Origin of the sequence: Azospirillum sp. B4, assembly GCF_000333275.1 — a bacterium.
Lineage (GTDB): Bacteria > Pseudomonadota > Alphaproteobacteria > Azospirillales > Azospirillaceae > Nitrospirillum.
Genome location: NZ_BACU01000079.1, coordinates 20,725 through 44,233 on the forward strand (window position 1 = coordinate 20,725; position 23,509 = coordinate 44,233).

At 65.8% G+C, this 23,509-nt stretch carries 22 protein-coding genes and 1 pseudogene; 9 read left to right on the forward strand and 14 right to left on the reverse strand.

Going from position 1 to position 23,509, the window contains the following annotated elements:
* Positions 1 to 4: 4 nt before the first annotated feature.
* The 6 genes from nifX to nifH all read right to left on the reverse strand — a co-directional run bounded on the left by nifX (position 5) and on the right by nifH (position 7,688).
* A complete protein-coding gene (nifX, locus tag I55_RS03690; protein ID WP_044559154.1) occupies positions 5 to 400 on the reverse strand; it encodes a nitrogen fixation protein NifX in 396 nt (131 codons plus the stop codon).
* Positions 397 to 1,788, reverse strand: a complete 1,392-nt coding sequence (gene nifN / locus I55_RS03695) for a nitrogenase iron-molybdenum cofactor biosynthesis protein NifN (protein ID WP_044559189.1) — start codon at positions 1,786 to 1,788, stop codon at positions 397 to 399. Before nifN ends, nifX begins: the two co-directional genes overlap by 4 nt.
* Before the next feature lie 5 nt (positions 1,789 to 1,793).
* Positions 1,794 to 3,455 (reverse strand): nitrogenase iron-molybdenum cofactor biosynthesis protein NifE, encoded by a 1,662-nt coding sequence (gene nifE, locus I55_RS03700; protein ID WP_044559155.1) that lies wholly within the window; start codon positions 3,453 to 3,455, stop codon positions 1,794 to 1,796.
* Positions 3,456 to 3,577: 122 nt separating this feature from the next.
* Positions 3,578 to 5,137: a nitrogenase molybdenum-iron protein subunit beta gene (nifK, locus tag I55_RS03705; RefSeq protein WP_044559156.1), complete on the reverse strand. Its 1,560-nt coding sequence runs from the start codon at positions 5,135 to 5,137 to the stop codon at positions 3,578 to 3,580.
* Positions 5,138 to 5,209: 72 nt separating this feature from the next.
* A complete protein-coding gene (nifD, locus tag I55_RS03710) occupies positions 5,210 to 6,712 on the reverse strand; it encodes a nitrogenase molybdenum-iron protein alpha chain (protein ID WP_044559157.1) in 1,503 nt (500 codons plus the stop codon).
* Positions 6,713 to 6,803: 91 nt separating this feature from the next.
* Complete coding sequence (gene nifH / locus I55_RS03715; RefSeq protein WP_044559158.1) at positions 6,804 to 7,688, reverse strand: nitrogenase iron protein; 885 nt, start codon at positions 7,686 to 7,688, stop codon at positions 6,804 to 6,806.
* Between the two features lie 419 nt (positions 7,689 to 8,107).
* On the opposite strand from nifH, the gene I55_RS03720 reads away from it, so the two are divergent.
* The 6 genes and pseudogenes from I55_RS03720 (at position 8,108) to I55_RS36790 (ending at position 10,710) form a co-directional block, all read left to right on the forward strand.
* Complete coding sequence (locus tag I55_RS03720) at positions 8,108 to 8,557, forward strand: response regulator (protein ID WP_044559159.1); 450 nt, start codon at positions 8,108 to 8,110, stop codon at positions 8,555 to 8,557.
* Entirely contained in the window at positions 8,554 to 8,982 is a 429-nt protein-coding gene (locus I55_RS03725; RefSeq protein ID WP_044559160.1) for an ArsC/Spx/MgsR family protein, read from the forward strand. Before I55_RS03720 ends, I55_RS03725 begins: the two co-directional genes overlap by 4 nt.
* Positions 8,983 to 9,054: 72 nt before the next feature.
* Positions 9,055 to 9,942 carry a xanthine dehydrogenase gene (locus I55_RS03730; RefSeq protein ID WP_044559161.1) on the forward strand — a complete coding sequence of 296 codons (888 nt, stop codon included), beginning with the start codon at positions 9,055 to 9,057 and terminating at the stop codon, positions 9,940 to 9,942.
* A 77-nt stretch (positions 9,943 to 10,019) separates the two neighbouring features.
* Positions 10,020 to 10,187 (forward strand): annotated as a pseudogene (locus I55_RS35320) (IS3 family transposase); the annotation flags it as partial.
* Entirely contained in the window at positions 10,184 to 10,525 is a 342-nt protein-coding gene (locus I55_RS36785; RefSeq protein WP_159107101.1) for a DDE-type integrase/transposase/recombinase, read from the forward strand. The pseudogene I55_RS35320 and the gene I55_RS36785, both read left to right, overlap by 4 nt.
* Positions 10,522 to 10,710, forward strand: coding sequence for an IS3 family transposase (locus I55_RS36790; protein WP_159107102.1), 189 nt, complete (start codon positions 10,522 to 10,524; stop codon positions 10,708 to 10,710). The genes I55_RS36785 and I55_RS36790 overlap by 4 nt, the downstream gene beginning before the upstream one ends.
* A gap of 29 nt (positions 10,711 to 10,739) precedes the next feature.
* Here the strand turns inward: I55_RS36790 and I55_RS03740 are convergent, their stop codons facing one another.
* The 5 genes from I55_RS03740 to I55_RS03760 form a co-directional block, all read right to left on the reverse strand.
* A complete protein-coding gene (locus I55_RS03740) occupies positions 10,740 to 10,934 on the reverse strand; it encodes a hypothetical protein (RefSeq protein ID WP_044559162.1) in 195 nt (64 codons plus the stop codon).
* Entirely contained in the window at positions 10,931 to 12,457 is a 1,527-nt protein-coding gene (locus I55_RS03745; RefSeq protein ID WP_044559163.1) for a GMC family oxidoreductase, read from the reverse strand. The genes I55_RS03740 and I55_RS03745 overlap by 4 nt, the downstream gene beginning before the upstream one ends.
* 32 nt (positions 12,458 to 12,489) lie before the next feature.
* On the reverse strand, positions 12,490 to 13,449 hold the full coding sequence (locus I55_RS03750; RefSeq protein WP_044559164.1) for an alpha/beta hydrolase: 960 nt from the start codon (positions 13,447 to 13,449) through the stop codon (positions 12,490 to 12,492).
* Positions 13,450 to 13,578: 129 nt separating this feature from the next.
* The gene (locus tag I55_RS03755; protein ID WP_049973798.1) at positions 13,579 to 14,457 is read right to left on the reverse strand and encodes a pirin family protein; all 879 of its coding nucleotides are present in this window, start codon (positions 14,455 to 14,457) and stop codon (positions 13,579 to 13,581) included.
* A 210-nt stretch (positions 14,458 to 14,667) separates the two neighbouring features.
* The gene (locus tag I55_RS03760; RefSeq protein WP_044559191.1) at positions 14,668 to 15,579 is read right to left on the reverse strand and encodes a LysR substrate-binding domain-containing protein; all 912 of its coding nucleotides are present in this window, start codon (positions 15,577 to 15,579) and stop codon (positions 14,668 to 14,670) included.
* Between the two features lie 137 nt (positions 15,580 to 15,716).
* Between I55_RS03760 and I55_RS03765 the strand changes: the two genes are divergently transcribed.
* Both I55_RS03765 and I55_RS03770 read left to right on the forward strand, forming a co-directional pair.
* Complete coding sequence (locus I55_RS03765; protein WP_044559165.1) at positions 15,717 to 16,334, forward strand: isochorismatase family protein; 618 nt, start codon at positions 15,717 to 15,719, stop codon at positions 16,332 to 16,334.
* Positions 16,335 to 16,428: 94 nt separating this feature from the next.
* Positions 16,429 to 17,169, forward strand: a complete 741-nt coding sequence (locus I55_RS03770) for an SDR family NAD(P)-dependent oxidoreductase (RefSeq protein WP_044559166.1) — start codon at positions 16,429 to 16,431, stop codon at positions 17,167 to 17,169.
* 263 nt (positions 17,170 to 17,432) lie between these two features.
* Here I55_RS03770 and I55_RS03775 read toward each other — a convergent pair whose 3' ends face one another.
* From I55_RS03775 to I55_RS03785, 3 genes are all read right to left on the reverse strand, one after another.
* The gene (locus I55_RS03775) at positions 17,433 to 19,115 is read right to left on the reverse strand and encodes an FAD-dependent oxidoreductase (RefSeq protein ID WP_044559167.1); all 1,683 of its coding nucleotides are present in this window, start codon (positions 19,113 to 19,115) and stop codon (positions 17,433 to 17,435) included.
* Positions 19,112 to 19,744 carry a gluconate 2-dehydrogenase subunit 3 family protein gene (locus tag I55_RS03780; RefSeq protein WP_044559168.1) on the reverse strand — a complete coding sequence of 211 codons (633 nt, stop codon included), beginning with the start codon at positions 19,742 to 19,744 and terminating at the stop codon, positions 19,112 to 19,114. The genes I55_RS03775 and I55_RS03780 overlap by 4 nt, the downstream gene beginning before the upstream one ends.
* Before the next feature lie 86 nt (positions 19,745 to 19,830).
* The gene (locus I55_RS03785) at positions 19,831 to 22,131 is read right to left on the reverse strand and encodes a TonB-dependent receptor (protein ID WP_083900817.1); all 2,301 of its coding nucleotides are present in this window, start codon (positions 22,129 to 22,131) and stop codon (positions 19,831 to 19,833) included.
* Between the two features lie 533 nt (positions 22,132 to 22,664).
* Here I55_RS03785 and I55_RS36795 point away from each other — a divergent pair.
* A complete protein-coding gene (locus tag I55_RS36795) occupies positions 22,665 to 23,489 on the forward strand; it encodes a TetR/AcrR family transcriptional regulator (protein ID WP_159107103.1) in 825 nt (274 codons plus the stop codon).
* The last annotated feature ends 20 nt before the right edge of the window (positions 23,490 to 23,509 follow it).

Genomic DNA, 23,509 nt, shown 5'->3' on the forward strand with positions numbered 1-23,509 from the left:
TACCTCAATCCTCGAAATCCAGGGTGCGGGGGGCGTCCTTGGCCAGGGCCTTGCGCAGCCAGGGCGGTGGCGTGCCGGCCAGCACCTCGCGCAGCCGGCCCAGCAGGTCCTCGATGGCCTCGGGCTGGTTGACCTTCATGGGGTGGATGTTGTTGGCCACCACCCGGGCGGCACCCGACCCGCCGATGGCGGCGACGTACAGGATGGCGCAATCCTTGATCGCCTCGATCTTCGGCGCCAGCTTGTCCTCGTTGCCGTCCTCCTGCAGGTCGCCGGCGAACTCCACCGCCTTCAGGAAGTGATGGCCCTCGGGGCTCAGCTCGTAGATGGCGATGTTGCGCGCCCAGCCGAAATGGGCGTCGACGCGCTTCAGGTCCTGGGTCGCGAACGCGATTTTCATGCGATGTCCCCTTCGGTCCGGGCGCCAATGGCGCCATGCTCATGCGGTGTCCGCCAGGTGTCCGGCGTCGGTTCGTGGTGGGCCTCGCCATCGGCCATCACCAGGTTGCTGAGGGCGAAGATCAGGTCGCGGGCGCCGCGATAGCCCACCATGGTCAAATGCCCGGCGCCCAGCCGGTCGAACATGGGAATGCCCATGCGGAAGAAGGGGATGCCCAGCCGGGCCGCCGCCTGGCGACCGTGGGAATGGGTGATCAGCAGGTCGCAAGCCCGTTCCTTCGCCAGGCGCTCCAGATCCTCCAGGTCGCCGATCAGCACCTCGCCCGTGTCGACATCGGCCAACACGGGGGAATGAGTGGTGGTCACGGCGGCCGTGATCTGCGCCCCCATGCCATGCAGCATGCCGCCGACATCGGCCAGCAGGTCCGGCTCCGCCCCGATGGCCAGCTTGCGGCCGCCGATGTGGAAGTGGCCGTCCAGCATGGCGTCGACCAGCTGGCCCCGCTGGCGGCGATATTTGGCCGGCACCGGCCGGCCGCTGATCTCCGACAACAGCATCATCAGATCGTCGGTGGGGCCCAGGCCGCATAGGCGCTGGAACAGATGAAAGGGCACGCCGGTCTTGTCATGCAGTGCCTGGCCGGCGCCGCGCATCTGTTCGCCGATGGCGATGGTCCAACCGGCCGTGCCCATGTCGGCCACCTCGTCCACGCCGATGCCGCCGATGGTGGTGGGCGTGAACTCCTCCGGTATATGGCCGTCCAGCGATCCCGCCAGATCGGGCAGGAAACTGGGGCGCAGGCCGAAATCCTCGATGATGGTGCGCAATTCGTCCAGGTCGCCGGGGGTGAGGTGGCATCCCGGCAGCACGTTGACACGGGCGCGGTCGCGAACGGCCCCGGGCAACGGGCGGTGCACCAGCGCCTCCACCATCCGGGTCACCGCCTTGGCCCAGCCATCCTGGAAGGCGTCCTTGAAGTCGGGGGTGGAGACATAGACGATGGGCAGGTCCGCCACCTCGGGATGCCGTTCCCGCACCAGACGGATGTAGCCTTCGACATCGTCGCCCTTGGTCTCCGTCACGCCGGTGGAGCAGAGGCCGATGATCTCCGGCTTGGTGCGCTTGTGAATGTTCAGGATGGCCTGTTCGACATTGTCGTAACCGCCCAGCACCGTGGCCACCTCGCTCATGGCCGTGGTCTGCAAGGGGATGGCCTCCTTGAAATGGCGGACGAACAGCACCAGCCCGAAGGAGGTGCAGCCCTGCGACCCGTGCAGCAGGGGCATAGACCCGCGCAGGCCCATGAAGGCCAGGGCGCCGCCTATGGGCTGGCTCATCTTCAGCGGGTTGACCGTGCAGGCCTTCTTCAGGTGCGTAACCGTCGCCATGGGCATCACTCCGCCGCCGCCAGGGCCGGGCCGGCCGCCAGGATTTCCTCTACCCGCACGGCGCAGGCGCCGCAGCCGCCCGTGGCGTTGGTATGGCCCTTCACCTCCGCCACCGTCGCCAGGCCGTGGGCCTGGATGGCGTCCTCGATGGCGCCCAGGTCAACGCCCTTGCAGACACAGACCGGGCGCGACCGCCGTGCCGCCTCCGCCGCCACGGGGTCGGCCGCCAGGGCCGCCGCCTCCGCATCCATCTGGGCGATGGCCTTGTCCTGCCAGCTGTCGCCCGGCACATCCCAGGGGGCCGGGCGGCGCACCTGCTCCCACACCGGGTTGAACAGGGTCTTCGCGATCTCTTCCACCAGCCGGACCATGCCGACATAGCCCATGTAGGCGTGGTGGCGTTCCTGGTTGATGTCCAGCCAGGGCATCGCCGCCTTCAGCGCGATGAACTGCGACCGGCCGCCTGACAACATGATGTCGGCCCGCGCGTCCTTCAGCATCTTGTACATCTCGCGCGGGGTCATATCCTCGATCAGGTGGGCGTCCTTGCCCATCAGTTCCTTGATGCGCTCCTTGTCCTCCTTGGTGGACTTCTTGACGCTGGTGCCCACCAGCTCCAGCCCGGCCTCCTGCAGGGCCGCCACCACCGACCAGGATTTCACGCCGCCGGTGATCAGCAGCACCTTCTTGCCCTGGAAACGGGGCTTGTAGGGGGCGATGGCGGCCCAGGCCCGCGCCTCCTCCCGCGCGATCACGGCCTCGGTGCGGGCCAAGATGTCGTCGGGGGCGCCACGCTCCACCAGCAGGCGCGCGATCTCGCGCAGGCTGTCGCTGGTGTCGCCGATGCCGTAGAACGACCCTTCGAAAAAGGGGATGCCGTAGCGTTCCTGCATCTTGCGGGCGACGTTGATCATGGCCTTGGAGCACACCATCATGGCCGCCTTCGCCCGGTGGGACTGCGCCACCTCGCGGTAGCGGCCGTCGCCGGAGATGCAGGACAGGATGCGGATGCCCAGCTCATCCAACAGCGGCTTCACCTGCCACAGCTCACCGGACAGGTTGTATTCGCCGATGATGTTGATGTCGTAGGGCGTGGTGATCTCCGGCTCCACCGTCCCGATGACATGGTCCAGCAGGGCCTCGCCCGCCAGCTTGTTGCCCAGGTTCTTCGGCCCGACGAAGCCCGGCGAATTGATGGGGATGACGGGCGTGCCGAACTTGGCCGCCGCCGCCTTGCAGACGGCGTTGATGTCGTCGCCGGTCATGGCCGGCAGGCAGGTCTGATAAACGAAGACGGCCGGTGGATCATACTTCTCGATGATCTCGCGGATGGCCTTATACAGCCGCTTCTCCCCGCCGAAGACGATGTCGGTCTCGTTGATATCGGTGGTGAAGCTGGTGCGCCACAGGGTGGGGCCGGAGGACTTGGCGCCCCGGTTGTCCCAGGAATTGCCTTCGCAGGCGATGGGCCCATGCACCAGGTGGGCGACGTCGGTCAGCGGTTGCAGGGCGATCTTGGCGCCATCGAAAGCGCAGCCCCCCGCCGCCCCGCCGGGCTGCAGCTGCTTGGTGCAGCCCTTCTTGCGCTCCGCCGCCGACTTGTTGGCGTTCTTGCCGCAACCGGGTTCGTCGAAGACAGCCTGTATGGTGGCCGACAGCGAACTCATGGCGTGTTTCTCCTCGGTCCCGGGGACGACGTCCGGAGGCCAAAAGGTGCCGCGCCGCCGGGTGAAACCAACGGCGCGGCCAGGAGGCAGCGCTTTTTGGGGGAAGCGCTCACGGGGAAGGGTCAGCGGATGATGTCGAAGCTGTAGTCGGTCTTGGACGGCACGTTGCTGGCCTTGTCGATCTCGTCGAAGATCTTGTCCAGGATCCACACCAGCACGTTCAGCCCACCCTGATAGCCCCACACCGGATAACGATGGTGGTGGTGCCGGTCGAAGATGGGAAAGCCGATGCGGATCAGCGGCGTGCCCGTGTCGCGCTCCAGATACTTGCCGTAGGTGTTGCCGATCAGGAAGTCCACCGGCTCGGTGAACAGCAGCGAGCGCATGTGCCACAGATCCTTGCCCGGATAGACATGGCAGTTCTTCCCGAATGGCGAGCTGTTGAACACCGCCTGCACCTTCTCCGCCCAGGCCTTGTTGCCATTGGTGGCCAGCACATGGGTGGGTTCCGCCCCCAGCTCCAGCAGGAAGGCCGCCAGGCCCAGGCACAGGTCCGGGTCGCCGTAGATCGCGAACTTCTTGCCGTGGATATGGGCGCTGCTGTCGGCGATGGCGTCGACCAGGCGGCCCCGCTCCATCTCCAGCGACTGCGGGATCTCAACGCCGGCCAGGCGGGCGACTTCCATCAGGAAACGGTCGGTGCCAGCCACGCCCACGGGGTGGTTGAAGGCCGCGACCTCCTGCCCATGGGCCGCGATCAGGCCCAGGGTCTTTTCCGTGCAGTATTCCTGCATCGACAAGGTGGCCTTGGCGTGCACGGCCGCGGCCGTCTCCTCCAGCGTGGTGCCGCCGTCATACATGCGGAACTCGCCATCCGTGGGCGTGTCCCAGACGTCGCTGTTGTCGCCCAGGATGGTGTAATCCACCCCCATCAGGCCGAAGATGCGCTTGATTTCCCGCAGGTTGCCGACGGTATAGCCATCGAACCCGCCAATGAAATTGATCTTGCCGTTGGGCTGGCGCTCCAGCTTGGGCGCGGTGCCGGCCTTGCCGTCCCAGAAATGCTCCAGGATGCCCTTCATCACGTTGTCGTAGCCGGTGACATGGCTGCCGACGAAGGCGGGGGTGTGGGCGAAGGGAACGTCGTACTCGGCCGGGACGGAGCCCTTCTCCTTCGCCGTCTTGATGAAGGCGTTCAAGTCGTCGCCGATCACCTCCGCCATGCAGGTGGTGGAGACGGAGATCATCTTGGGCTTGTACATGCTGTAGGTGTTGGCCAGGCCGTCGATCATGTTGTTCAGGCCGCCGAACACCGCCGCGTCCTCCGTCATGGAGGAGGAGACGCAGGAGCTGGGCTCCTTGAAATGCCGGGAGAAGTGGCTGCGGTAATAGGCGACGCACCCTTGGGACCCGTGGACGAAGGGAATGGTCCCCTCGAACCCCACGGCGGCGAACACAGCGCCCAACGGCTGGCACGCCTTGGCCGGGTTCACGGTCAGCGCCTCGCGGGCGAAGTTCTTCTCGCGGTATTCGGGCGTCTTGGCCCATTCGCGCACCCGCTCCACCTCCGCCGGATCCCGCTGGTTTTCGAACAGCGCGCGCTTGTTCGCCAGCATCTGCTGGTATTCCGGCCCGCGGAAAAGCTCCAGGTGGTCGAGCACGTGTTCGGCATTCTGTGTCATGATCTAAGCCCTTTCAAATCGGGTCCTTGCGGGCCCTTCCCATCGGTTGGGAAGGGCCCGCGCGGGGAGGCCTTATTCGGCCGCCAGCAGGGTGGGTTTGGGCGCCGCCTTCCAGGGTGCCTTGGCCATCTTCCAGACGGGGGCGTTGATGGCCATGTCCATGTCGCGGGCGAAGATGGCGAAGCCGTCGTAGCCGTGGTAGGGCCCGGAATAGTCCCAGGAGTGCATCTGGCGGAACGGCACGCCCATCTTCTGGAAGACGTACTTCTCCTTGATGCCCGAGCCGACCAGGTCCGGCTGGATGCGCTCCACGAACTTCTCGAACTCGTAGCCCGTCACGTCGTCATAGATCAGCGTGCCGTCCTTCACGTAGTGCTGGGCGGTGCGCTGATAGTCGTCGTTGTGACCGAACTCATAGCCCGTGCCCACCACCTCCATGCCCAGATCCTCATAGGCGCCGATGACGTGCCGGGGGCGCAGGCCGCCCACGAACAGCATCACCGTCTTGCCTTCCAGGCGCGGCCGGTACTTGGCGATGACGGCGTCCATCAGCGCCTGGTACTTGGCGATGACGCGCTCCGCCCCCTCTTTGATCTTATCGTCGAAATAGCTGGCGATGCGGCGCAGGGATTCGGCGATCTTGCTGGGCCCGAAGAAATTGTATTCACACCATGGAATTCCGTACTTCTCTTCCATGTGGCGTGAGATGTAGTTCATCGACCGGTAGCAGTGCAGGACGTTCAGCTTGGCCTTGGGCGTGGCCTCCAGCTCCGCCAGGGTGCCGTCGCCCGACCACTGGGCGATGACGCGCAGGCCCATCTCCTCCAGCAGGATGCGGGAGGACCAGGCGTCGCCACCGATGTTGTAGTCACCGATGATGGCGACGTCGTAGGGCGTGGCCTCGAACCCCGCCGGGCCGTTGGGGTCGGCCTTGTCGAAGACCCAGTCGCGGATGGCGTCGTTGGCCACGTGATGGCCCAGCGACTGCGACACGCCACGGAAGCCTTCGCAACGAACCGGCACGATGGTCTTGCCGCCGTATTCCTTGGACTTGGCCTTGGACACGGCCTCGATGTCGTCGCCGATCAGGCCGATGGGGCATTCCGACTGGACACTGATGCCGTTGTTCAGCGGAAACAGCTCCTGGATTTCGTCCATGATCTTGGCCAGCTTCTTGTCGCCGCCGAAGACGATGTCCTTCTCCTGGAAGTCGGAGGTGAACTGCATGGTCACGAAGGTGTCGACGCCGGTCGTGCCGATGTAGTAGTTGCGGCGCGCGGCCCAGGAATACTGGCCGCAGCCCACGGGGCCGTGGCTGATGTGGATCATGTCCTTGATCGGGCCCCAGACCACGCCCTTGGATCCGGCGTAGGCGCAGCCGCGGATGGTCATGACGCCCGGTATGGATTTCAGGTTGGACTTCACGCCGCAGTCGGACTTGCCGGCCTCATGCACGTTCAGGTGCTTGGCGCGCCGCTTCGCGGTCTTCTCCGGGTAAACAGCCAAGACCTCGTTGATCAGTTCCTTGTTGCGAGCCTTGATCTCCGCAACGCTTTCGGTTTCCGAAACGCTCATTTCATCGTCCTCGTTCTACCCGGGATAGCCGGTACCGGCGTCCGGCCCCGGATGCGGGGGGCCGAACGCCGACGGCGGAAGCGGTGTGCGGTCAGGCGATGGCCAGTTCAGCCGCCGACTTGCCGACGATGGACTCGTCCACCTTCTTCATGATGCCGTGCTCCATCAGCATGTCCTCCAGCTCGTCCATGGTGATGGGCGTGGGGATGATGCCCTTGCCGGCGTTGTTGTGGATGCGCTTGGCCAGGTTGCGGTAGTGGTTGGCCTGCTCGCTCTCCGGCGCGTATTCCAGCACCGTCATGCGGCGCAGTTCCGCGTGCTGCACGATGTTGTCGCGGGGCACGAAGTAGATCAGCTGGGTCCCCAGCTTCTTGGCCAGGGCCTCGGCCAGCTCCAGCTCCTTGTCGGTCTGGCGCTCGTTGCAGACCAGGCCGCCCAGGCGGACGCCGCCGGACATGGCGTACTTAAGGATGCCCTTGGAGATGTTGTTGGCCGCGTACATGGCCATCATCTCGCCGGACATGACGATGTAGATCTCCTGGGCCTTGTTCTCGCGGATGGGCATGGCGAAGCCGCCGCACACCACGTCGCCCAGCACGTCGTAGGAGACATAGTCGATGTCATCATAGGCGCCGTTCTCCTCCAGAAAGTTGATGGAGGTGATGACGCCGCGGCCGGCGCAGCCGACGCCCGGCTCCGGACCACCGGATTCCACGCAGCGGATATCGCGGTAGCCGATCTTCATGACCTCTTCCAGTTCGAGGTCTTCGACGCTGCCCGCGGCGGCGGCCAGGCTGAGGATGGTGTCCTGAGCCTTGGCGTGCAGGATGAGGCGGGTGGAGTCCGCCTTGGGATCGCAGCCGACGATCAGGATGCGGTGGCCCATCTCGGCCAGGGCCGCCAGGGTGTTCTGGGAGGTGGTGGACTTGCCGATGCCACCCTTACCGTAAAAAGCGATTTGTCGCAGAGCCGACATTCAGGGTCTCCTTGAACCGATTGTTATGCCGATTGCCAATGCCCCAGGATCGGGGCGTTCCTCGTTCGCAGAACTGGCTCGCGGTTTTCGGGAAGGAGCACATCGCTCGACAGCGCGTAGGCGTGCACTCAGCCCTCACTAGCCGACCAGTCCTTCAGCAACCCGTGTGCCAACTGGGCGTCACGACCTAACTAATTGATTTATATTGATATTTATTCGGAACCCGGCATCCGACAAAGATGTGCCGAACCCGACAGCCGATGTCCGGCTGTCGCAAACGGGACAAGGCCGGGGCGCCAGCCGCCCCACCGGAATGGCCGGAAACCGCGCTTTCGTGGACATGGCCCCGGCCGGAACGGAAATTGCTGGGGTGATGCCAATGCCCGAACCGGGCAGCCCCCCACTGAAAGGGCATTGCCATGCAGATCGGTGTCGAAACCGCCAAGGCCGTGGACCAAAGGCGGGTCTTCGTCGTGGAACCGGACGAAATCACGCGCGCCGCCCTGCAGTTCATGCTGCATGACGAGATCGAGACCCATGAACTGGCCACACCGGAGGAGGCCTACGCCAAGGGCGTGGACTGGCTGCGCCCGGATGTGGTGCTGCTGGGCGTGTCGCTGCTGGCCGACCGGGGCGTCGGCCTGGTGGGGGATGTCCTGCGGACCTTCCCCGGCGTGCGCGTGCTGATCGTCTGCGCCAAGGCGGACGAGGCGCTGGCGCTGGAGGGCCTCCGCGCCGGCGCCCATGGGGCGCTGCTGAAGCCCCTGACCCTGGCGGAGGTGCGCCGCAAGGTGGACACGGTCCTGGGCCGTGCCGGCGGCCAGGCGCTGGTCCAGCTGGGCGGCGGCGCCCTGGGACGGCCAGCATGAGCCTGATCGTCTTCTATGAGAAGCCGGGCTGCCAGACCAACGCACGCCAGCGCCGCACCTTACAGGCGGCGGGACACACCGTGGTGGTGCGCGACCTGCTGGACCAGCCCTGGACGGCGGATCGTCTGCGCGGCTTCTTCGGCGACGCGCCCGTGGCCGACTGGTTCAACCCGGCGGCGCCCGCGGTGAAGGCCGGTGCCATCGTCCCCGCCGCGCTGGACGCCGCCAGCGCGCTGGCCCACATGCTGGCCGACCCGCTGCTGATCCGCCGCCCACTGGCGGAGGTGGACGGCCGGCGCAGCGCGGGGTTCGAGGCCCTGTGCCGCACCCTGGGCCTAGCCCTGGAGGGCGGCGCCCGGCTTACCGGCTGCGCCCATCCGGACGGGCATCCGCCCTGCCCCGCGCCAACCGCCGCCGGCGACTGACCGCTAACTGCTGACCGCTATTGGCGCCCGCGTCCCGCCTTTCCCTGGAACACCTGGCCTGGAATGCCCGCGATGACATCCCCCTCCCCGTCCAGCCCGTCTTCGTCCGGTGACCACCGCGCGCGGTACGTGGTCATCCTCGGCACCAATGAGATCGCGTCCGCCGTGGCGGTGCGGCTGCATCAGCGGGGATATGGCGTCGTCATGTCCCATGACCCGCTGCCGCCCGTCATCCGCCGCAAGATGGCCTTCCACGACGCGCTGTTCGACGACCCCGTCGTGCTGGCGGGGGTCACCGCCCAGCGGGCGGACAACGGCGTGGCCGTCGTGGCCGGCCTGCGGCAACGTGGCGGCGTGGTCATCACCGACCTGGGCCTGCTGGACCTGATGGTCATACGCTCGCTGGACGTGCTGATCGACGCCCGGCTGCAGAAGTACCAGTCGACGCCCGACCTGCGACGCCTGGCCCAGTTCACCATCGGCTTGGGGCCGGGCTTCACCGCCGGCGCGAACTGCGACTTCGCCATCGAGACCAAGCCCAGCAAGGAAGGCGCCCTGGTGCGACGGGGGGCGACGGAACCGGCCGACGGCGTCGTCCGCCGCCTGGGTGAGCGTGGGGCGGAGCGCTTCGTCTATTCGGCCAGCCCCGGCCGCTGGCACAGCGCGATGGAAATCGGATCCCGCGTCTTCAAGGACTACATCGTGGGCTACCTGGCCGGCGACCCGGTGGCCGCCCCCTTTGACGGCATCCTACGGGGCGTGGTGCGCGACGGTATGGAGGTGCCGGCCGGCGTGAAGCTGCTGGAGGTCGACCCCCGGATGCGCGGCGCGGTGTGGAGCGGCATCGAGGACCGGGCCCAAACCATCGCCCGGGCCGTTGAAGGGGCCTTGGCCCTGCGCGACACCCCATCGGTTCTGAGGCCGTCGTTCCGGGCCGTCTCCCCAGCGGACGATCGTTGAAATTCCAGTGCGATGGCGACGCCATGATCCTGGATCGGATGAAGGCGGTCTGAGCCGAGTTCGAAAGCTACAGCTATCGGCGGGTCGGCGTGGAACTGCGGCACCAGGGACTGGTGGTCAACAGCAAGAAGGTGCGCCGGCTCATGCGCGAGCACGACCTCCAACCCCGGCGCCGGCAGCGCTTCGTCGCCAGGACCGACAGCGACCATGACGAGCCGATTTTCCCGAACCGGCGGCCGACATGACCCTCACCGGTTCCGATCAACTCTGGGTCGGCGAGCTCACAGGCGATATGACATATGTCGCCGTGGCGGCCGGGCTTCATTTTCGTGGCCGTGATCCTGGACGCTTGGTCCCGCCGCGTCGTGGGCTATGCGATCAGCCGCTCCATCGGCTTACGGTCGCGGCCCTCAAGGCCGCCATCTCCGCGCAAAGTCCGACCGACGGCTGTGTCCAGCACACCGACAGGGGCAGTCAATATGCCAGTGCCGCCTATCGAAAGATCTTGGCGGACAACGGCCTGATCGGCTCCATGAGCCGGCGCGGCAACCCTACGACAACGCCAAGGCCGAAAGCTTCATGAAAACCCTGAAGGTCTCGGCCGTCTATCCCATGGCGTATGAGACCTTCGACGACGTCGTGGCTGATCTGCCGCGTTTCATCGATCTGGTTTACAATGCCCGGCGCCTTCGTTCAACGCTGGGCTATCTCAGCCCTATTGCATTCGAAGAACAACACGCCCGATCGCCGGTCAATTCCGCGGCTTGAAGCTGTCCACCCCAAGGGGCGCACGCCAGTCAGCGATGCCGACTTCGGGAACAGGGCCTCAACGGCGGCGCGCAGCGGCCAATCCGCCCTGCGACCGCGTGGAACAGCATCATCGACCCGATAATAAGAGGCTCGGGCGCGAGCGAGGGCAGCAGGGCGCCGGCAACAAGCCGCAGCACCCATTCGATGCCCTTGTCCCGGAGGTCGCCTTCCCCGGCGATCACGACAGCAGCTTCCGGCTGATCGCCTCAGCCATCATGATCGTGGTGACGTTGGTCGGTGCCGATACGATGTCGGGCATGATCGACGCGTCGACGACATGCAGGCCCTCCATCCCGCGCACCCTGCCCTGGCTGTCGACCACGGCCGCCGGATCGCCTTCAGGCCCCATCGGCACCGTCGACGTCGGGTGCGAATAGCCGTCGATCTGCGCGATGATCGCCCGCTCCAGGGCGAGGTCGTCCTGGACATCGTCCCCTGGCGCCATCTCGAACGCGATCGTGTCGCTGAAGGGAGCGGTGCGCCCGATCTTGCGCGACAGCCGGACGGCCTCCTTCATGCGCCTGAGGTCGCTGGGATCATCGAAGAAATTGAAGCGGATGAGCGGCATCGCCCTCGGGTCACGGCTGGCGAGCCGGATGGAGCCGTTCGACTTGGGCAGCGTCACGGCGCAGGCCAGCACGATTGCGCCGCCTGTCGAGCTCAGCGCGGGATCGAAGATGTGCGTGCCCGAGACATGCAGGTCGAGTTCGTCCGGCCCCGCTTCGGACGAGTTGGTCCAGATGATCGCGCCGGCGACGGGCGTCATGGAGGAGGCCTCCGGCTTCAGCGCATAGACATTGTAATAGAAAGGATGCTCCTTCAGCCGCTCACCCACCGGTGCGTCGACCAGCACCGGGATGCCCAGTTCCCGAAGATGACCGGCGGGGCCGATCCCGGAGCGCATCAGGATGGCGGGGCTGCCGTAGGTGCCTGCCGAGAGGATCACCTGTCCGGCACCGATCTCCTCACCGCCGACCAGGCGGACGCCAACGGCGCGCTTGCCGTCGAATAAGACCGTGTCGATCTCCGCCCCGCCCCGGATGGTGAGGTTCGGCCGCGCGCGGACCTCGTCGGTGAGATAGGCCATGCCGGTGTTGACGCGATGCTCGCCGACGACGTTCAGCGGATAGGGCGAGACCCCGTTCTGCTGGGCGCCGTTGAAATCCTGGACGCGCGTGAGGCCGACCGCCTCCGACGCCAGCACGAAGGCGCGCATGGACGGCGTGATCTCCTCCATGGTCCGCTGCCGGATCGGAAATGGCCCGGTTCGTCCGTGCCAGGCGTCATCACCCGTCGGCGTGTTCTCCAGCGCCTTGAAGATCGGGAAGACATCGTCCCAGGTCCATCCCTCGACGCCCATCGCCGTCCAGCGCGCGAAATCGGATGGGCGGCCGCGCATCGCGACAGCGGCGTTCACGCCCGAGCTGCCGCCCAGCACTTTCCCACGGATCGCGTTCACGTCATGCCCGAGCGTGGCGCCATCCTGCGTGTGGTAGCCCCAGCCGTGCGCGGCGTCGCCGCCGACCCGGTTCGCATTGGCGACCACGTCGGGATAGGCCGAGGGCGCATAAGCGGCGCCGGCCTCCAGAAGCAGCACGCGGCGGCTTCCATCCTCGCTCAGGCGACGCGCGAGGACGGCGCCGGCCGAGCCGCCGCCAACGATAACGACGTCGTGGTGGGTGTGCGATGAAAGCTGAGTTGCCATGGGATCTCTCCGTCAGATCTCGACCGGCGCCTTCAGGCGGTGGGTCGCTCAGGGGTGAAGGCGCGGACGAGGAAGCGGCTGGCGCGGTCAAGCGCGTGGCGGCTGCTTTCGAGATGGCCGACATCGAGCTGGAAGACGTGGTGCATCCCCTCCCAGACCTCGAGCTCGACCGGTACGCCGGCGGCGGCGGCCTTGGTCGCGAATTGGCGGGAGTCGTCGAGAAGACGCTCGGCGGTGCCGACCTGGATCAACAGCGGCGGCAGGCCGGCCAGGTTGCCGTGCAACGGCGAGGCGAGCGGGTCCGTGGCGGCATAGGCGCCGAGATATTTGTTCGCGCAGTCCCGCAGGTAGTCGTAGCCAATCAGCGGGTCGACCAATCCAGGATCCGTCATCGACCCGCCGGTGAAGGCGAGGTCGACCCAGGGCGAGAAGACCACGCCCGCGATCGGCTTGGCGATGTTCGACCGCTTGGCGAGTTGCGCCATGGTGACCAAGGACAGGCCGCCCCCGGCGGAGTCACCCACGATCGCGATCCGGGAATAACCGTGGCTGATCAGGTATTCGTAGGCGGCCAGCGCGGCGTCCGGTGCCGCCGGCAGGGTCGCCTCCGGCGCCAGGGGATAGTCGATCACCAGGGAGGGGATGCCGCTCCGGCTGACGATTTGGCTGACGAAGCCGCGATAGGCCTGGGCCGTGCCCATGACATAGCCGCCGCCGTGGATGAACAGGATCGCCTGCCCGGCGGCGCCCACGCGCGCTGGGCGCACCCACCAGCCATGCACCTCGGCGGTGGTGACTTCCTCGACGATGGCGCCGGCCGCCATGGGACTAGCCGTGATGAACGTGTCGTAGATCGTGCGCGGCGTGCCGGTGGCGGTGCCCCAGAAGTGGGCGAAGTGGGCGAGCAGTGCGACTTCGCGCTCGCGTTCCGCCGCCGATATCCAGGCCATGTTCGTTTCGGTGAACCCGTCGGTTACTCTCAGGTCGGTCATCTCTCGATCTCCTTGGGATGCGGGCGATCAGGCGCGGGGGCCGTCATGCGCGACTACTCCAGGCATGGGTTGGCCGTAGCGCGGAGAGGACGTCACCGCGCGTGGCTCAGGATGGATGGTTTGGTGGGCTCAGGCGGGAATGCGGCCGAACTTGCCTTGAGCAAAGTCGGCAAGCGTGCGGCGGACATCGTCGGCCGTCGACATGACCAACGGCCCGTGCTTTACGAACTTCTCGTGGATCGGCTTCCCGGCCATCAGCACGAAGTGGGCGGGAGCCTTGGCCATCATGGCCACATTGATGGCCAAGCCCGCCTCGACCGTTGTGGCCGTGCCTGCCGGAAGAACCCGCTCCTCACCGTCGGCGGCGACCGTCACCGTGCCCGACACGGCATAAATCCATGCCTGCAACCCACCCGGCAGCGCGTGGCTGAACCGGCCGCCGGCTGCGAGAAAGCCGTCGAGCATCGTCATCTCTTCGGGCGTCCCGGTTTCCCCTTTGACGCCGCCGCTCGCGCCGAGAATGACGCGGACGCGGTGGCCGTTGCCATCGATGGTCGGCACATCGCCGGCGTTGACCTGCAGCGAACGGGCTGGGCACTTCTTAAGACGCTCGGGTAGGTTCACGAAAACCTGCAGGGCATGGACGCGCGAATTTTTCGCGGGCTTTTCCTCGTGGGCCGCACCGCTCGCGGCCGTCAGCCAGTAAAGGTCGCCGGCCTTCAATTCGATATTGTGGCCTAGGGTGTCCCGGTTGAGGAACACGCCTTCGCTATCCTCGAACAGGGCGGTCACCGCCGAGATTCCGGCATGGAGGTGTGGTTCGAAGGTGGGCGCGGTCATGATGAAGTGATCCACCATCAGCAGCGGGTCCATCGCGCCGGCGAACATCTCCTCCGAGAAGTGCTTGGCCGAAAAGCCCACACCAATGTTGTGTGCAATCCCCACAACGACTTGGCCAAGCCGCTGGGCGGTTGCTCCAGCCTTTTCAATCTTTGCAATGCCGTGCATGGCGCTCGCTCCAACAACCTGTCTGATGGCCGCAATTATGGACGAGACAGATCGGCCGGGAAGTCGGCAAGTTTGAGACGTAACGTTCAAAAGATTGAACGCTGGAGGGCGCGACTGTCGAACAGGGGGCGGGCAGAGCGTCTTTGCGGGAAGTATGCCGGCTTGGTGGAAGCGTGGAATGGAAAGCCACACTCGCACAACCCGCCAAATCTACATGAGTACGCGCTTCGGAAATTCTGCTGACAGGTGGTCAAGAAACGCCCGCACGGAGGGAAGGAGACCTTGTCGATACGGGATGAGCGCGGTCAGCGTGGAATCACCGGCAAGCCAATCCGGCAGGATGCGCTCCATAGCGCCTGAATGGACCTCGGCCCGGCAGATGTAGCCGGGAAGCGCCACCACGCCCAGCCCCCTGATCGCGGCCTGCTTCAGTCCCACCATGTCGTCACCCAGCAGGCGCGGTGTGAGCGGCACTACGATCTCGTCGCGCTTTTGGTGTGCGTGACGCAGCCGCCACACAGGCTCCACGCCCGTCCGCATCATGAACAGCGAGGGATGCTCCTGCAGATCCTGAGGCGTCTTCGGCGCGCCGTGTCTCCTCACATAGTCGGAGCCCGCGAACAGAAACCAGGGCGCGGGCGCGAGGGTCCGCTGAACGAGGTTGGAGTCCGGCAGTGGGTCGGAGTGCGCTCGAACGGCCAAGTCGTAATTCTCGCCCACGATGTCGACAGTGCGGTCGGCGGCATGCGCGACAACATTCACTTTCGGGTGCTGGACCAAGAAGTCCGCGATGATGTCGGCGAGCGCGAACTGCATCGTCGCCGTGCCGGCCGTGCAGCGGACCGTGCCCTTTGGCTCCGTCAGGCGCCCGCGGATCGTGGTCTCCGCCAGTTCCGCCTCCCGCAGCATGGCGACGGCGTGCCGATAAAAGTCCTCGCCGGAATCCGTCATGCCGAAGCGGCGCGATGTGCGATTGAGCAGACGCACGCCAAGCTCGTTCTCTAGCTGCTGAATGCGGTGGCTGAGCGTCGATTTGGGGATCCGCAGCGTCCGGCCGGCGGCTGTGAAGCCGCCGCGATCAACGATTTGGACGAAGTAGAAGAAGTCGTTCAGGTCCAGCATCACAATCCCCATCGTCCATCATTATGGACGTTAAGTTGCGATTTAGACGTCTTCTGGGCCGCTCGTCCACCCCCTACCTTCCAGCCATCACGAACGATGATCGTGAGCCGGACCCAATCATTGGCTGGAGAGTGGAAATGACGAACCGTATCTATGAGCCGCTGACCAAGGACAACGCCGCCGTGATCCTCGTCGATCACCAAGTCAATCTGATGACCGGCGTGCGTGACTATGAGACGGGCGAGCTTAAGCACAACGTCGTGGCGCTCGCCCGCGCGGCCAAGGCGCTCAGCCTGCCCATTGTCGCCACCAGCACCGCGCGCGATACCCTGTGGGGCCCGACTTTCCCCGAGCTTGTGGAGGCGCTGGACGGCATCGAGATCGTCGACCGCTCCACGGTGAACGCCTATGACGATCCCCGCGTCGCCGCCGCGATCGAGGCGACCGGCCGCAAGAAGCTGATCTTCGCGGGCATTTCGCTGGAGGTCTGCGCGGGCTTCCCGGCGATGACGGCCGTGGCCAAGGGCTATGACGCCTACATCGCCGTCGACGCGTCAGGCACCTTCAACCGCACCAAGCACGACGTGAACCTGTTCCGCCTGCAGCAGGCCGGCGTGATCCTGTCCGACTATGCGACCCTGATGGTCGAGATCCTGAAAGACAATGGCGCGCCGGAATCGGCCGCCGTGTACGACGCCCTGGACATGCCCTGGGCCAAGCTTGTCGGTCAGATCGTCGCAACTTACGCCAAGTAGGGACGGCGCCGTCCCAGCAGACCACCCCTCAAAACCACACCGGTATCCGTGGGCCGCTGAAGGGCGCGCCCTCTGGCATTCAATGGAGATCGCAATGTCATCCCTTCAAGGAAAACGCGCTTTCATCACAGGTGCCAGCCGTGGGATCGGCGCCGCCATCGCCCGCCGCTTCGCCGCCGAGGGGGCCGCGGTCGCGATTGGTTACGAGCGGTCGGCCGACGCCGCCAACGCCATTGCGCGTGAGATCGAGGTGGCCGGTGGCCGTGCCGTCGCGATCCAGATGAACGCGGCGGAGCCAGCGTCGATCAAGCGGGCCGTCGATCACGCCGCCTCCGAACTCGGCGGCCTGGACATCCTCGTCAACAACGCCGGCATCATCAGTTACGGCACTGTCGAGGAAGTCACGCTCGAACAAATCGACGTCATGCTGGCGGTGAACGTCCGGGGCGTGATCCTCGCGACCCAAGCGGCCCTGCCGTACATGTCCGAGGGCGGCCGCGTCATCTCGACCGGCAGCAACCTCGCGGATCGCGTGCCCGACGCCGGCAAGGCGCTCTATTCGGCCAGCAAGGCCGCGCTGATCGCCTGGACTAAGGGCGCGGCGCGTGATCTTGGTCCGCGCGGGATCACCGTCAACCTCGTGCATCCGGGCTCGACCAACACCGACATGAATCCCGCCGACGGCCCCCATGCCGAAGCCCAGCGTCAGCGGATGGCGATCAAGGAATATGGCAGGCCCGAAGATGTCGCAGCACTCTTCGCCTTCATCGCCGGCGATGAGGCCCGTTCGGTCAACGGCACGGGCTTCACCGTCGACGGCGGGGCGAACGCATGACCCCCGCCCGCAACCGCCCGGCACCGGCCTGGTACCTCAGCTCTGGACGGAAACCTGGGCGGAGGCCGTCAGCTTCGGCGGCCGGACCCCCAACGTGGCGCGCAGACCGTTGGCGATCATCGGTAACACCTCCTGGACCATTCCCGGAAACTGTGTGGCCGAGTCCCTTCGATACCCGTCCACGTTCCTGGGCGCCCCTTCCCGGCAAGCGTAGCGAATGTCGGCCTTCCATCGATCCCTCATACGCCGCCTGCCGGCACGCCCTAGATCTTAGCCTCCCGTAACAAGCGCACGGCGGCGTCGCAGGCCCGGGCGGTCAACGCCATATAGGTCAGCGACGGGTTCTGGCAGGCTGACGAGGCCATGGCGGCGCCGTCGCTGACGAAGACGTTGGCCACGTCGTGCAGTTGGTTCCAACGGTTGGTGACGGAGGTGCGCGGGTTGTCGCCCATCATGGCGCCGCCCATTTCGTGAATGGCGCTGCCCCCCGCGCCGGGCCGGTCCAGCGACAGGACGACCTTGCCCCCCGCCGCCGTCAGCATGGCGCTGGCCTCCCGCCCCGCGTCCGCCAGCGCCTTCCGCTCGTTCTCTCCATGGCTGAAATCGATCTTCAGCAGCGGCGCGCCCGCGGCGTCGGTCTTGTTCGGATCCAGCGTCAGCCGGTTGGTGGGGCGCGGCAGGCTTTCAGCAAAGGAAACCAGGACCATGCGCCAGCCGCCGGGGCCGCGCATCGCGGCCTTGAAGTCCGCGCCCACACCCGCCTCGCGCTTGGCCCGGGTCCAGGTGCTGCGCAAGGCGCCCCCTTGGAAACTGTAACCCCGCAGGAAGTCGCCCTCCTGGCGATCCAGGTTGCGGAAGCGCGGGATGACGATCCCCGTGGGGCGGTTGCCAAACGTCGTGCGGTCCTGGAAGCGGTCGAACAGCGCGACGGCGCCCACGGTGGTCGCGTGGTCCATGATGTGGGTGCCCAGCAGGCCACTGGAATTGCCCAGTCCCCCAGGGAATGCGTCGGACCCTGACCGCAACAGCAGGTGGTTGGTGTTGAAGGCGCCGGCGTTGAGGAAGACAATGCGGGCGGTGTGCCGCCGCCGTTCCCCCGTCTTCACATTCAGCACCGAGACGCCGGTCGCCCGCCGCGTCCGGGCGTCGTAGTCCACCCGCTCCACCACCGTGTCGGTGATCAGGGTCAGGTTTCCGGTCTTCTGCGCCGCCGGCAGGGTGGAACTCTGGGTGCTGAAATAGGCGCCATAGGAACAACCGCGCGCGCAGATGGAGCGATACTGGCAAGCGGACCGCCCCTCCTTCTCCTGCGTCAGGTTGGCGGTGCGCCCGATGGTCAGACGCCGGTCGGGCCAGCGCTGCTCGATGATCCCCTTGGCGTGGCGCTCCAGGACATTCAGGGCCATAGGCGGCTGGTAGATGCCGTCGGGCAGGGAGGCCACGCCCTCCGCCTGGCCGGACACGCCGATGAAGCGCTCCACATGATCGTACCAGGGCGCCAGGTCGGCATAGCGGATGGGCCAGTCACTGCCGTGGCCATCCTTCTTGTTGGCGCCGAAGTCATAATCGCTCATGCGGTAGGATTGGCGGCCCCAGGTCAGGGAGCGGCCACCCAGCTGGTAGCCGCGCCACCAATTGAACTCCGTGCCCTCGGCCACGGAATAGGGATTGTCCCTGTCGTTAACGAAATGGTTTTGCGTGAACTCGGTGAAATGCCGGTTCTTGGACTGAACGGCGAAATCGCGGGTGTAGAGGGCGGCGTCGCCCTCCCCCCGGAAGGGCATTTCCCAGGGCGCCAGTGTTTCGGTCACGTAGCCGCTGCCATGCTCGATCATGCGGCCGCGCTCGACCATCAGGACCTTCAGGCCCTTCTCCGTCAGTTCCTTGGCGGCCCAGCCCCCGGTTATGCCGGAACCGACCACGATCGCGTCAAATTCAGTGCTCATCCGAAATCCACCGCCGTCCAATCGTTAGACCAGGCCCGCGCATGGGGGCCGACCGGCACATCCGGATCCCAATGTCCGGGCACGAGTTCGTACTGCAGCTCCCGCGAGGCGCCGGCCTCGGAAGTGTAGTAGCCGGTGACGATCAGTCCTTTCAGCACACGCCAGGGCGACCTCTCACCGCCAGGCACGTAAGCCGCGCCATCCAAGGCCGCCAACGCCTGAACCTGGGAGGTGGGCGCCGCCGCCAGAAAGGCGCCGCCCGTCTTCAGGTCCAGCTCGAACGTCAGCCAATCCAGCACCGTGGCGCCGTCCGGACCCGCGCCGCCGGTGAAGCGGGCGGCGGGGACGGGCGCGCCGGCGCCCTCCAGGCCATGGGCCAGCGCCAGGGCGACGAAGGCCGGCACACCGGCCGCCAGGGCCCCCGGCGTGTCGCTGTCCGGGATCGTCAGGTCGCAAACCCGGTCCAGCAGCGCCCGCTGCGACGGCATCAATCCTGGGGAGGCAGCGCCTGCGCCGGACCTGGCCTGGGCCCAGAGGGTGGCGGGCGTCAACGCCGCACCCGCCGCCGCCAGGCCCATGAGAAACTGGCGCCGGCCGGCGCCGCTTCCACCCCTGTTACCGTGATCCATGGGCTATCCTCTTGAAGGGGCTATCCTCTCGACGGGCCCGGCCGCGGCGCGTTGGGGATGCCCCTCGCACCGCCGCCGGCCCAGGTTCAGAATTTGGCTTCCGCCTGTATGCCCACCATCCGGCGGGAGTTGGGGTCGAGCACCTGCCACAGCCCGCCTTTGGCGAATGCCGTGGTGGGGTAGAGCTGGGTCGGATAGACCTTGTCGCCCAGATTGCGGCCGAACAAGCCCACCGACCAACCGTCCTCGGACTTCAGGGTCAGCCGGGTGTTGAAGATGGTTTGGCCCGGCACGACATAGACCGGGTCGGCTGACAGATACATGGACTGCTTGGTCCGGATGGTGGCATCCGCCCCCAGGACCAGGCTGTAGGTATCGGACAGGGTGAACTGCCGCTCCGCCGAGATGGTCATCTTGAACTTGGGCGCGTAGTTCAGCTGCTTGTTGGACATGTCCGACCCGTCGGCGCCGATGAAACCCTGCGGATATTCAGCGATATTGACGATACCGGAAACGTTGACGGTCGTGTCGGCGAAGGGGTGGCCGAAGATTTCCCACTCGAAGCCCTTGGTGACGACGCTCGACACGTTGATGTTGGAGCAGTTCAGACCGCTGATGCCGGAAACGCACGACTGCGTCTGGAAGTCCTTCACATCGGTGTAGAACAGGTCGGCGTCGACGTAGAGCCGGCCGTCGAACATGGTCTTCTTCACCCCCACCTCGAACCCGATGGGGCGTTCCGCCTTGATAGGGTCCAGGGTGTGATCGGTGGTGGTAAGCTGGTCGTTGATCTGCGGCGCCTTGTAACCGGCGGAGGCCGTCGCATAGACCATCATGTCCCGGTCGAAATCATGCTGTATGCCCGCCCGCCAGGTGGCCGCGTTGGCGTAGCCGGTCGCGGCGAAGGTGTCCGGCACGCCAGCGTTGATGAGGTCTGATTCTTCCTCATGGACGCGGGAATGGGTGAAGCGTAAGCCGCCGATCAGCCGGGTTTCCGGTTCCAGATACCAGGTCGCGTTGCCAAAGGCGGCATAGTCCTCGCTATCGGCGTGGATACGCTGCGTGCCCTCCGCGGCTGTCAGGTCCATGCCCACGGCCGCCGGGTGGATGAGCAGCAGCCCCGGCTTGGACGTGGCGTACGCGGTGCGCTGGTAATACAAGCCGCCGACCCATTCCAGGTCGCGGTTATCCGACGAGGTCAGGCGCAATTCCTGCGAAAAGAGGGAATGGTTACTCACCTGCGGGGTGGTGGGGGTGCCGGCGTAGAGCGCCACGACCGGGAAGCAATCCACGAAATTGCAGTTCTGCAGGTACTGGCGGGTCACGGACGGCGTTATGCCGATGAGGTCGACGGCGGTGGTATCGTGCGAGCGGCGCCCGGCGGTGATGGAGGTCAGCGTCATGCCGTCCAGGTCGAGGTCGAATTGCCCCGACAAGCCGCCCACCTGCGCCCGGTCATAAATTCCCTGTTCGTTGCACTGGTTGGTGTTGGAGGGCGACGCCACGATACCGCATGCCCCCAGGGCCTGGGCCAGCGGCGAGCCAGCAGTGGCCGCCCGATAGATCAGGCCGCCCGTATTCTTGTTGTCGGTCTTGTTGTAGTCGCCGATCAGATTGAACGTCAGCCTGTCGGACAGCTGGGCCAGGTAACGGGCGCGGAGGCCGTAGTTGCTCTGGTCCTCATCCTTCCCCGTGACCGTGTCGTGGGTCAGGCCGGAATTGTCGTAGAAGTGAGCGGCCAGACGCAGGGCCGAATCGCTGGTGACCGGCATGTTCAGGGCGGCGCGCACGACATCGCGCGAATAGCCTGAGCCCAGCCCGGTGAAGGCGAATTCCGTGGTCACATAGCCCGACGTCTCGCCCAGGACGGGCGCCTTGGTGGTGATGTTGACCAGGCCGGCCGAGACCGAGCTGCCGAACAGCGTGCCCTGGGGACCCTTCAGGACCTCCACCCGCTCCGTATCGAAAATATCCGAGACCGGGACGTTGCCCAGCACTACGCCATCCAGCACGATGCTGACGGAACTGGCCGCCGTGGCGTTGCCCACCTGGTTGGTGCCGATGCCCCGAACGAAGCCGCCGCCGCCAGGGGCGGCCGTGGGCGCCGTGAATTCCAAGGAGGCGCTGGCCTGCGACAGGTCCTGTACCGACTGCACACCCCGCCGGGCGAGCTGGTCGGCACTGATCACCGTCACGGAAATCGGCACCTGCTGCACACTTTCGCTGCGCTTCTGGGCCGTGACCACGATTTCCATGAGGGAAGGGTCGGCGGCGTTGGAGCCCGCCGATGCGGGCGCACTCTGCGGCGCGGTCTGCGCCATCGCGGCCCCGGTTGTCAGGAACAGCGCCGTCGAGGCGCGCAGCAGCAATTTGATCGATGGTTTCATGGACACCCTCCCCTGATATGTCGGGAAGGTGACCGATGATTTACCGGCCCATCCATTCCTCCCCGCATTTGTTGGTGTTAATTAGAACCTGGATTATTGTTCTTGTCCAGAGCCAATCCGCCGCTTCCTGCACCGGGCCGCTCACTGGCGCACACGGCGGCGCCCGGCCGGCAAAAGGACGAAAACCCAGGGAAAGTTTTGCAATTAATGCCACTCCCTCAACCCACTGGTTCAAAGAGCCGCAGGCTTTCGCACTGCGACGTCCCGCCCCGCCACGTAACCAAGGGCTGGGAATCTCCCGTTCACGCCGAATTATCGGAATCGCCGTTATATTATCAAGCGACCGTCGCGGGCGTTGGCCGGCCCCGTCTGCGGCGCCGTGCGGCGAAGACGGGGCCGGCCAACGTCGGGGCCAAAGTCAGGTATGTATCGGTCCGGGCGATTGCAGTTCCCCAGGCGATAGCCCAAAATGGTATCAGTGCTATAATTTCGAGCCGTCACGAGCCGTATATATATTTGGGAAAGCGGAGCTTATGAGTGAACGAAAAGCGGTGAAGCCAGGCCCACAACGGGAGCCCGTGCAAAGTCGCAGCAGGGCCTCGTACGAACGGATGCTCGCGGCGGCGCAAGATCTGCTGAAAAGTCACGGCAACGATGAATTCACCCTCACCGATGTCAGCCGTGTCGGCAAGGTCTCGGTCGGTTCCATCTACTGTCGCTTCGACAGCAAAGACGACTTGATCCGCGCCGTGCAGGAACGGGTTCAAACAAACATCCAGCAGGAGCAGCAGCAGCTGATCGCCCGGGTGGCCTTGGAGACAGGCAACCTGCATGACCTGGTCGCGGCACTGACCGCGGGCATGGCGGAGCACCTGCGCCATCACGCGGACATACTCAGGGCGATGATGCTGCGCGCCAACCATGACCCGGTGGTGGCCCAGTTGGGCAAGACATCGCATCAGGCGGCCATCGCCGACATCAAACTCGCGATTTTAAGATACCGGAATGATATCGCGCACCCGGATCCGGAACGCGCCGTACAGGCGGGGTTCAATATCATGTACGCGGCCCTGGCCCGTGTGTTGGGGCTGGGTTCGGTGCGGGAAGAGGGGGATATGTGGGAATGGGAACAACTGAAACGCGATCTCACGCATTCCTTCGCGGCTTATCTCATGACCAAGCCTTATGTCGCCAAGGCTGCGTCCCCCGATGGCGATCAGCCCCACCCAGCAGCCCCCTCCGAACCGCAGGCCGGCATCCCCCGCGGCACCGATGCCGCCGGGCTTGAGGAGGACGCCGCACCCCTGCCCCAGCGCCGGCCGAGAGGCAGGCCCAGCACCAAGGCGAAGGCGGGCTAGCGCAGATCGCCCAAAGGTGG

Excerpts from the sequence above, each read along its gene's own strand:
- nifK (WP_044559156.1), bottom strand. The coding sequence starts at position 5,137 with ATGACACAGAATGCCGAACACGTGCTCGACCACCTGGAGCTTTTCCGC.
- nifD (WP_044559157.1), bottom strand. The coding sequence starts at position 6,712 with ATGAGCGTTTCGGAAACCGAAAGCGTTGCGGAGATCAAGGCTCGCAAC.
- I55_RS03750 (WP_044559164.1), bottom strand. The coding sequence starts at position 13,449 with ATGACCGACCTGAGAGTAACCGACGGGTTCACCGAAACGAACATGGCC.
- nifE (WP_044559155.1), bottom strand. The coding sequence starts at position 3,455 with ATGAGTTCGCTGTCGGCCACCATACAGGCTGTCTTCGACGAACCCGGT.
- I55_RS03720 (WP_044559159.1), top strand. The coding sequence starts at position 8,108 with ATGCAGATCGGTGTCGAAACCGCCAAGGCCGTGGACCAAAGGCGGGTC.
- I55_RS03780 (WP_044559168.1), bottom strand. The coding sequence starts at position 19,744 with ATGGATCACGGTAACAGGGGTGGAAGCGGCGCCGGCCGGCGCCAGTTT.
- I55_RS03785 (WP_083900817.1), bottom strand. The coding sequence starts at position 22,131 with ATGAAACCATCGATCAAATTGCTGCTGCGCGCCTCGACGGCGCTGTTC.
- nifH (WP_044559158.1), bottom strand. The coding sequence starts at position 7,688 with ATGTCGGCTCTGCGACAAATCGCTTTTTACGGTAAGGGTGGCATCGGC.
- I55_RS03755 (WP_049973798.1), bottom strand. The coding sequence starts at position 14,457 with ATGCACGGCATTGCAAAGATTGAAAAGGCTGGAGCAACCGCCCAGCGG.
- I55_RS36785 (WP_159107101.1), top strand. The coding sequence starts at position 10,184 with ATGACCCTCACCGGTTCCGATCAACTCTGGGTCGGCGAGCTCACAGGC.
- I55_RS03725 (WP_044559160.1), top strand. The coding sequence starts at position 8,554 with ATGAGCCTGATCGTCTTCTATGAGAAGCCGGGCTGCCAGACCAACGCA.
- I55_RS36790 (WP_159107102.1), top strand. The coding sequence starts at position 10,522 with ATGAAAACCCTGAAGGTCTCGGCCGTCTATCCCATGGCGTATGAGACC.
- I55_RS03730 (WP_044559161.1), top strand. The coding sequence starts at position 9,055 with ATGACATCCCCCTCCCCGTCCAGCCCGTCTTCGTCCGGTGACCACCGC.
- I55_RS03760 (WP_044559191.1), bottom strand. The coding sequence starts at position 15,579 with ATGCTGGACCTGAACGACTTCTTCTACTTCGTCCAAATCGTTGATCGC.
- I55_RS03770 (WP_044559166.1), top strand. The coding sequence starts at position 16,429 with ATGTCATCCCTTCAAGGAAAACGCGCTTTCATCACAGGTGCCAGCCGT.
- nifX (WP_044559154.1), bottom strand. The coding sequence starts at position 400 with ATGAAAATCGCGTTCGCGACCCAGGACCTGAAGCGCGTCGACGCCCAT.
- I55_RS03775 (WP_044559167.1), bottom strand. The coding sequence starts at position 19,115 with ATGAGCACTGAATTTGACGCGATCGTGGTCGGTTCCGGCATAACCGGG.
- I55_RS36795 (WP_159107103.1), top strand. The coding sequence starts at position 22,665 with ATGAGTGAACGAAAAGCGGTGAAGCCAGGCCCACAACGGGAGCCCGTG.
- I55_RS03745 (WP_044559163.1), bottom strand. The coding sequence starts at position 12,457 with ATGGCAACTCAGCTTTCATCGCACACCCACCACGACGTCGTTATCGTT.
- nifN (WP_044559189.1), bottom strand. The coding sequence starts at position 1,788 with ATGGCGACGGTTACGCACCTGAAGAAGGCCTGCACGGTCAACCCGCTG.
- I55_RS03765 (WP_044559165.1), top strand. The coding sequence starts at position 15,717 with ATGACGAACCGTATCTATGAGCCGCTGACCAAGGACAACGCCGCCGTG.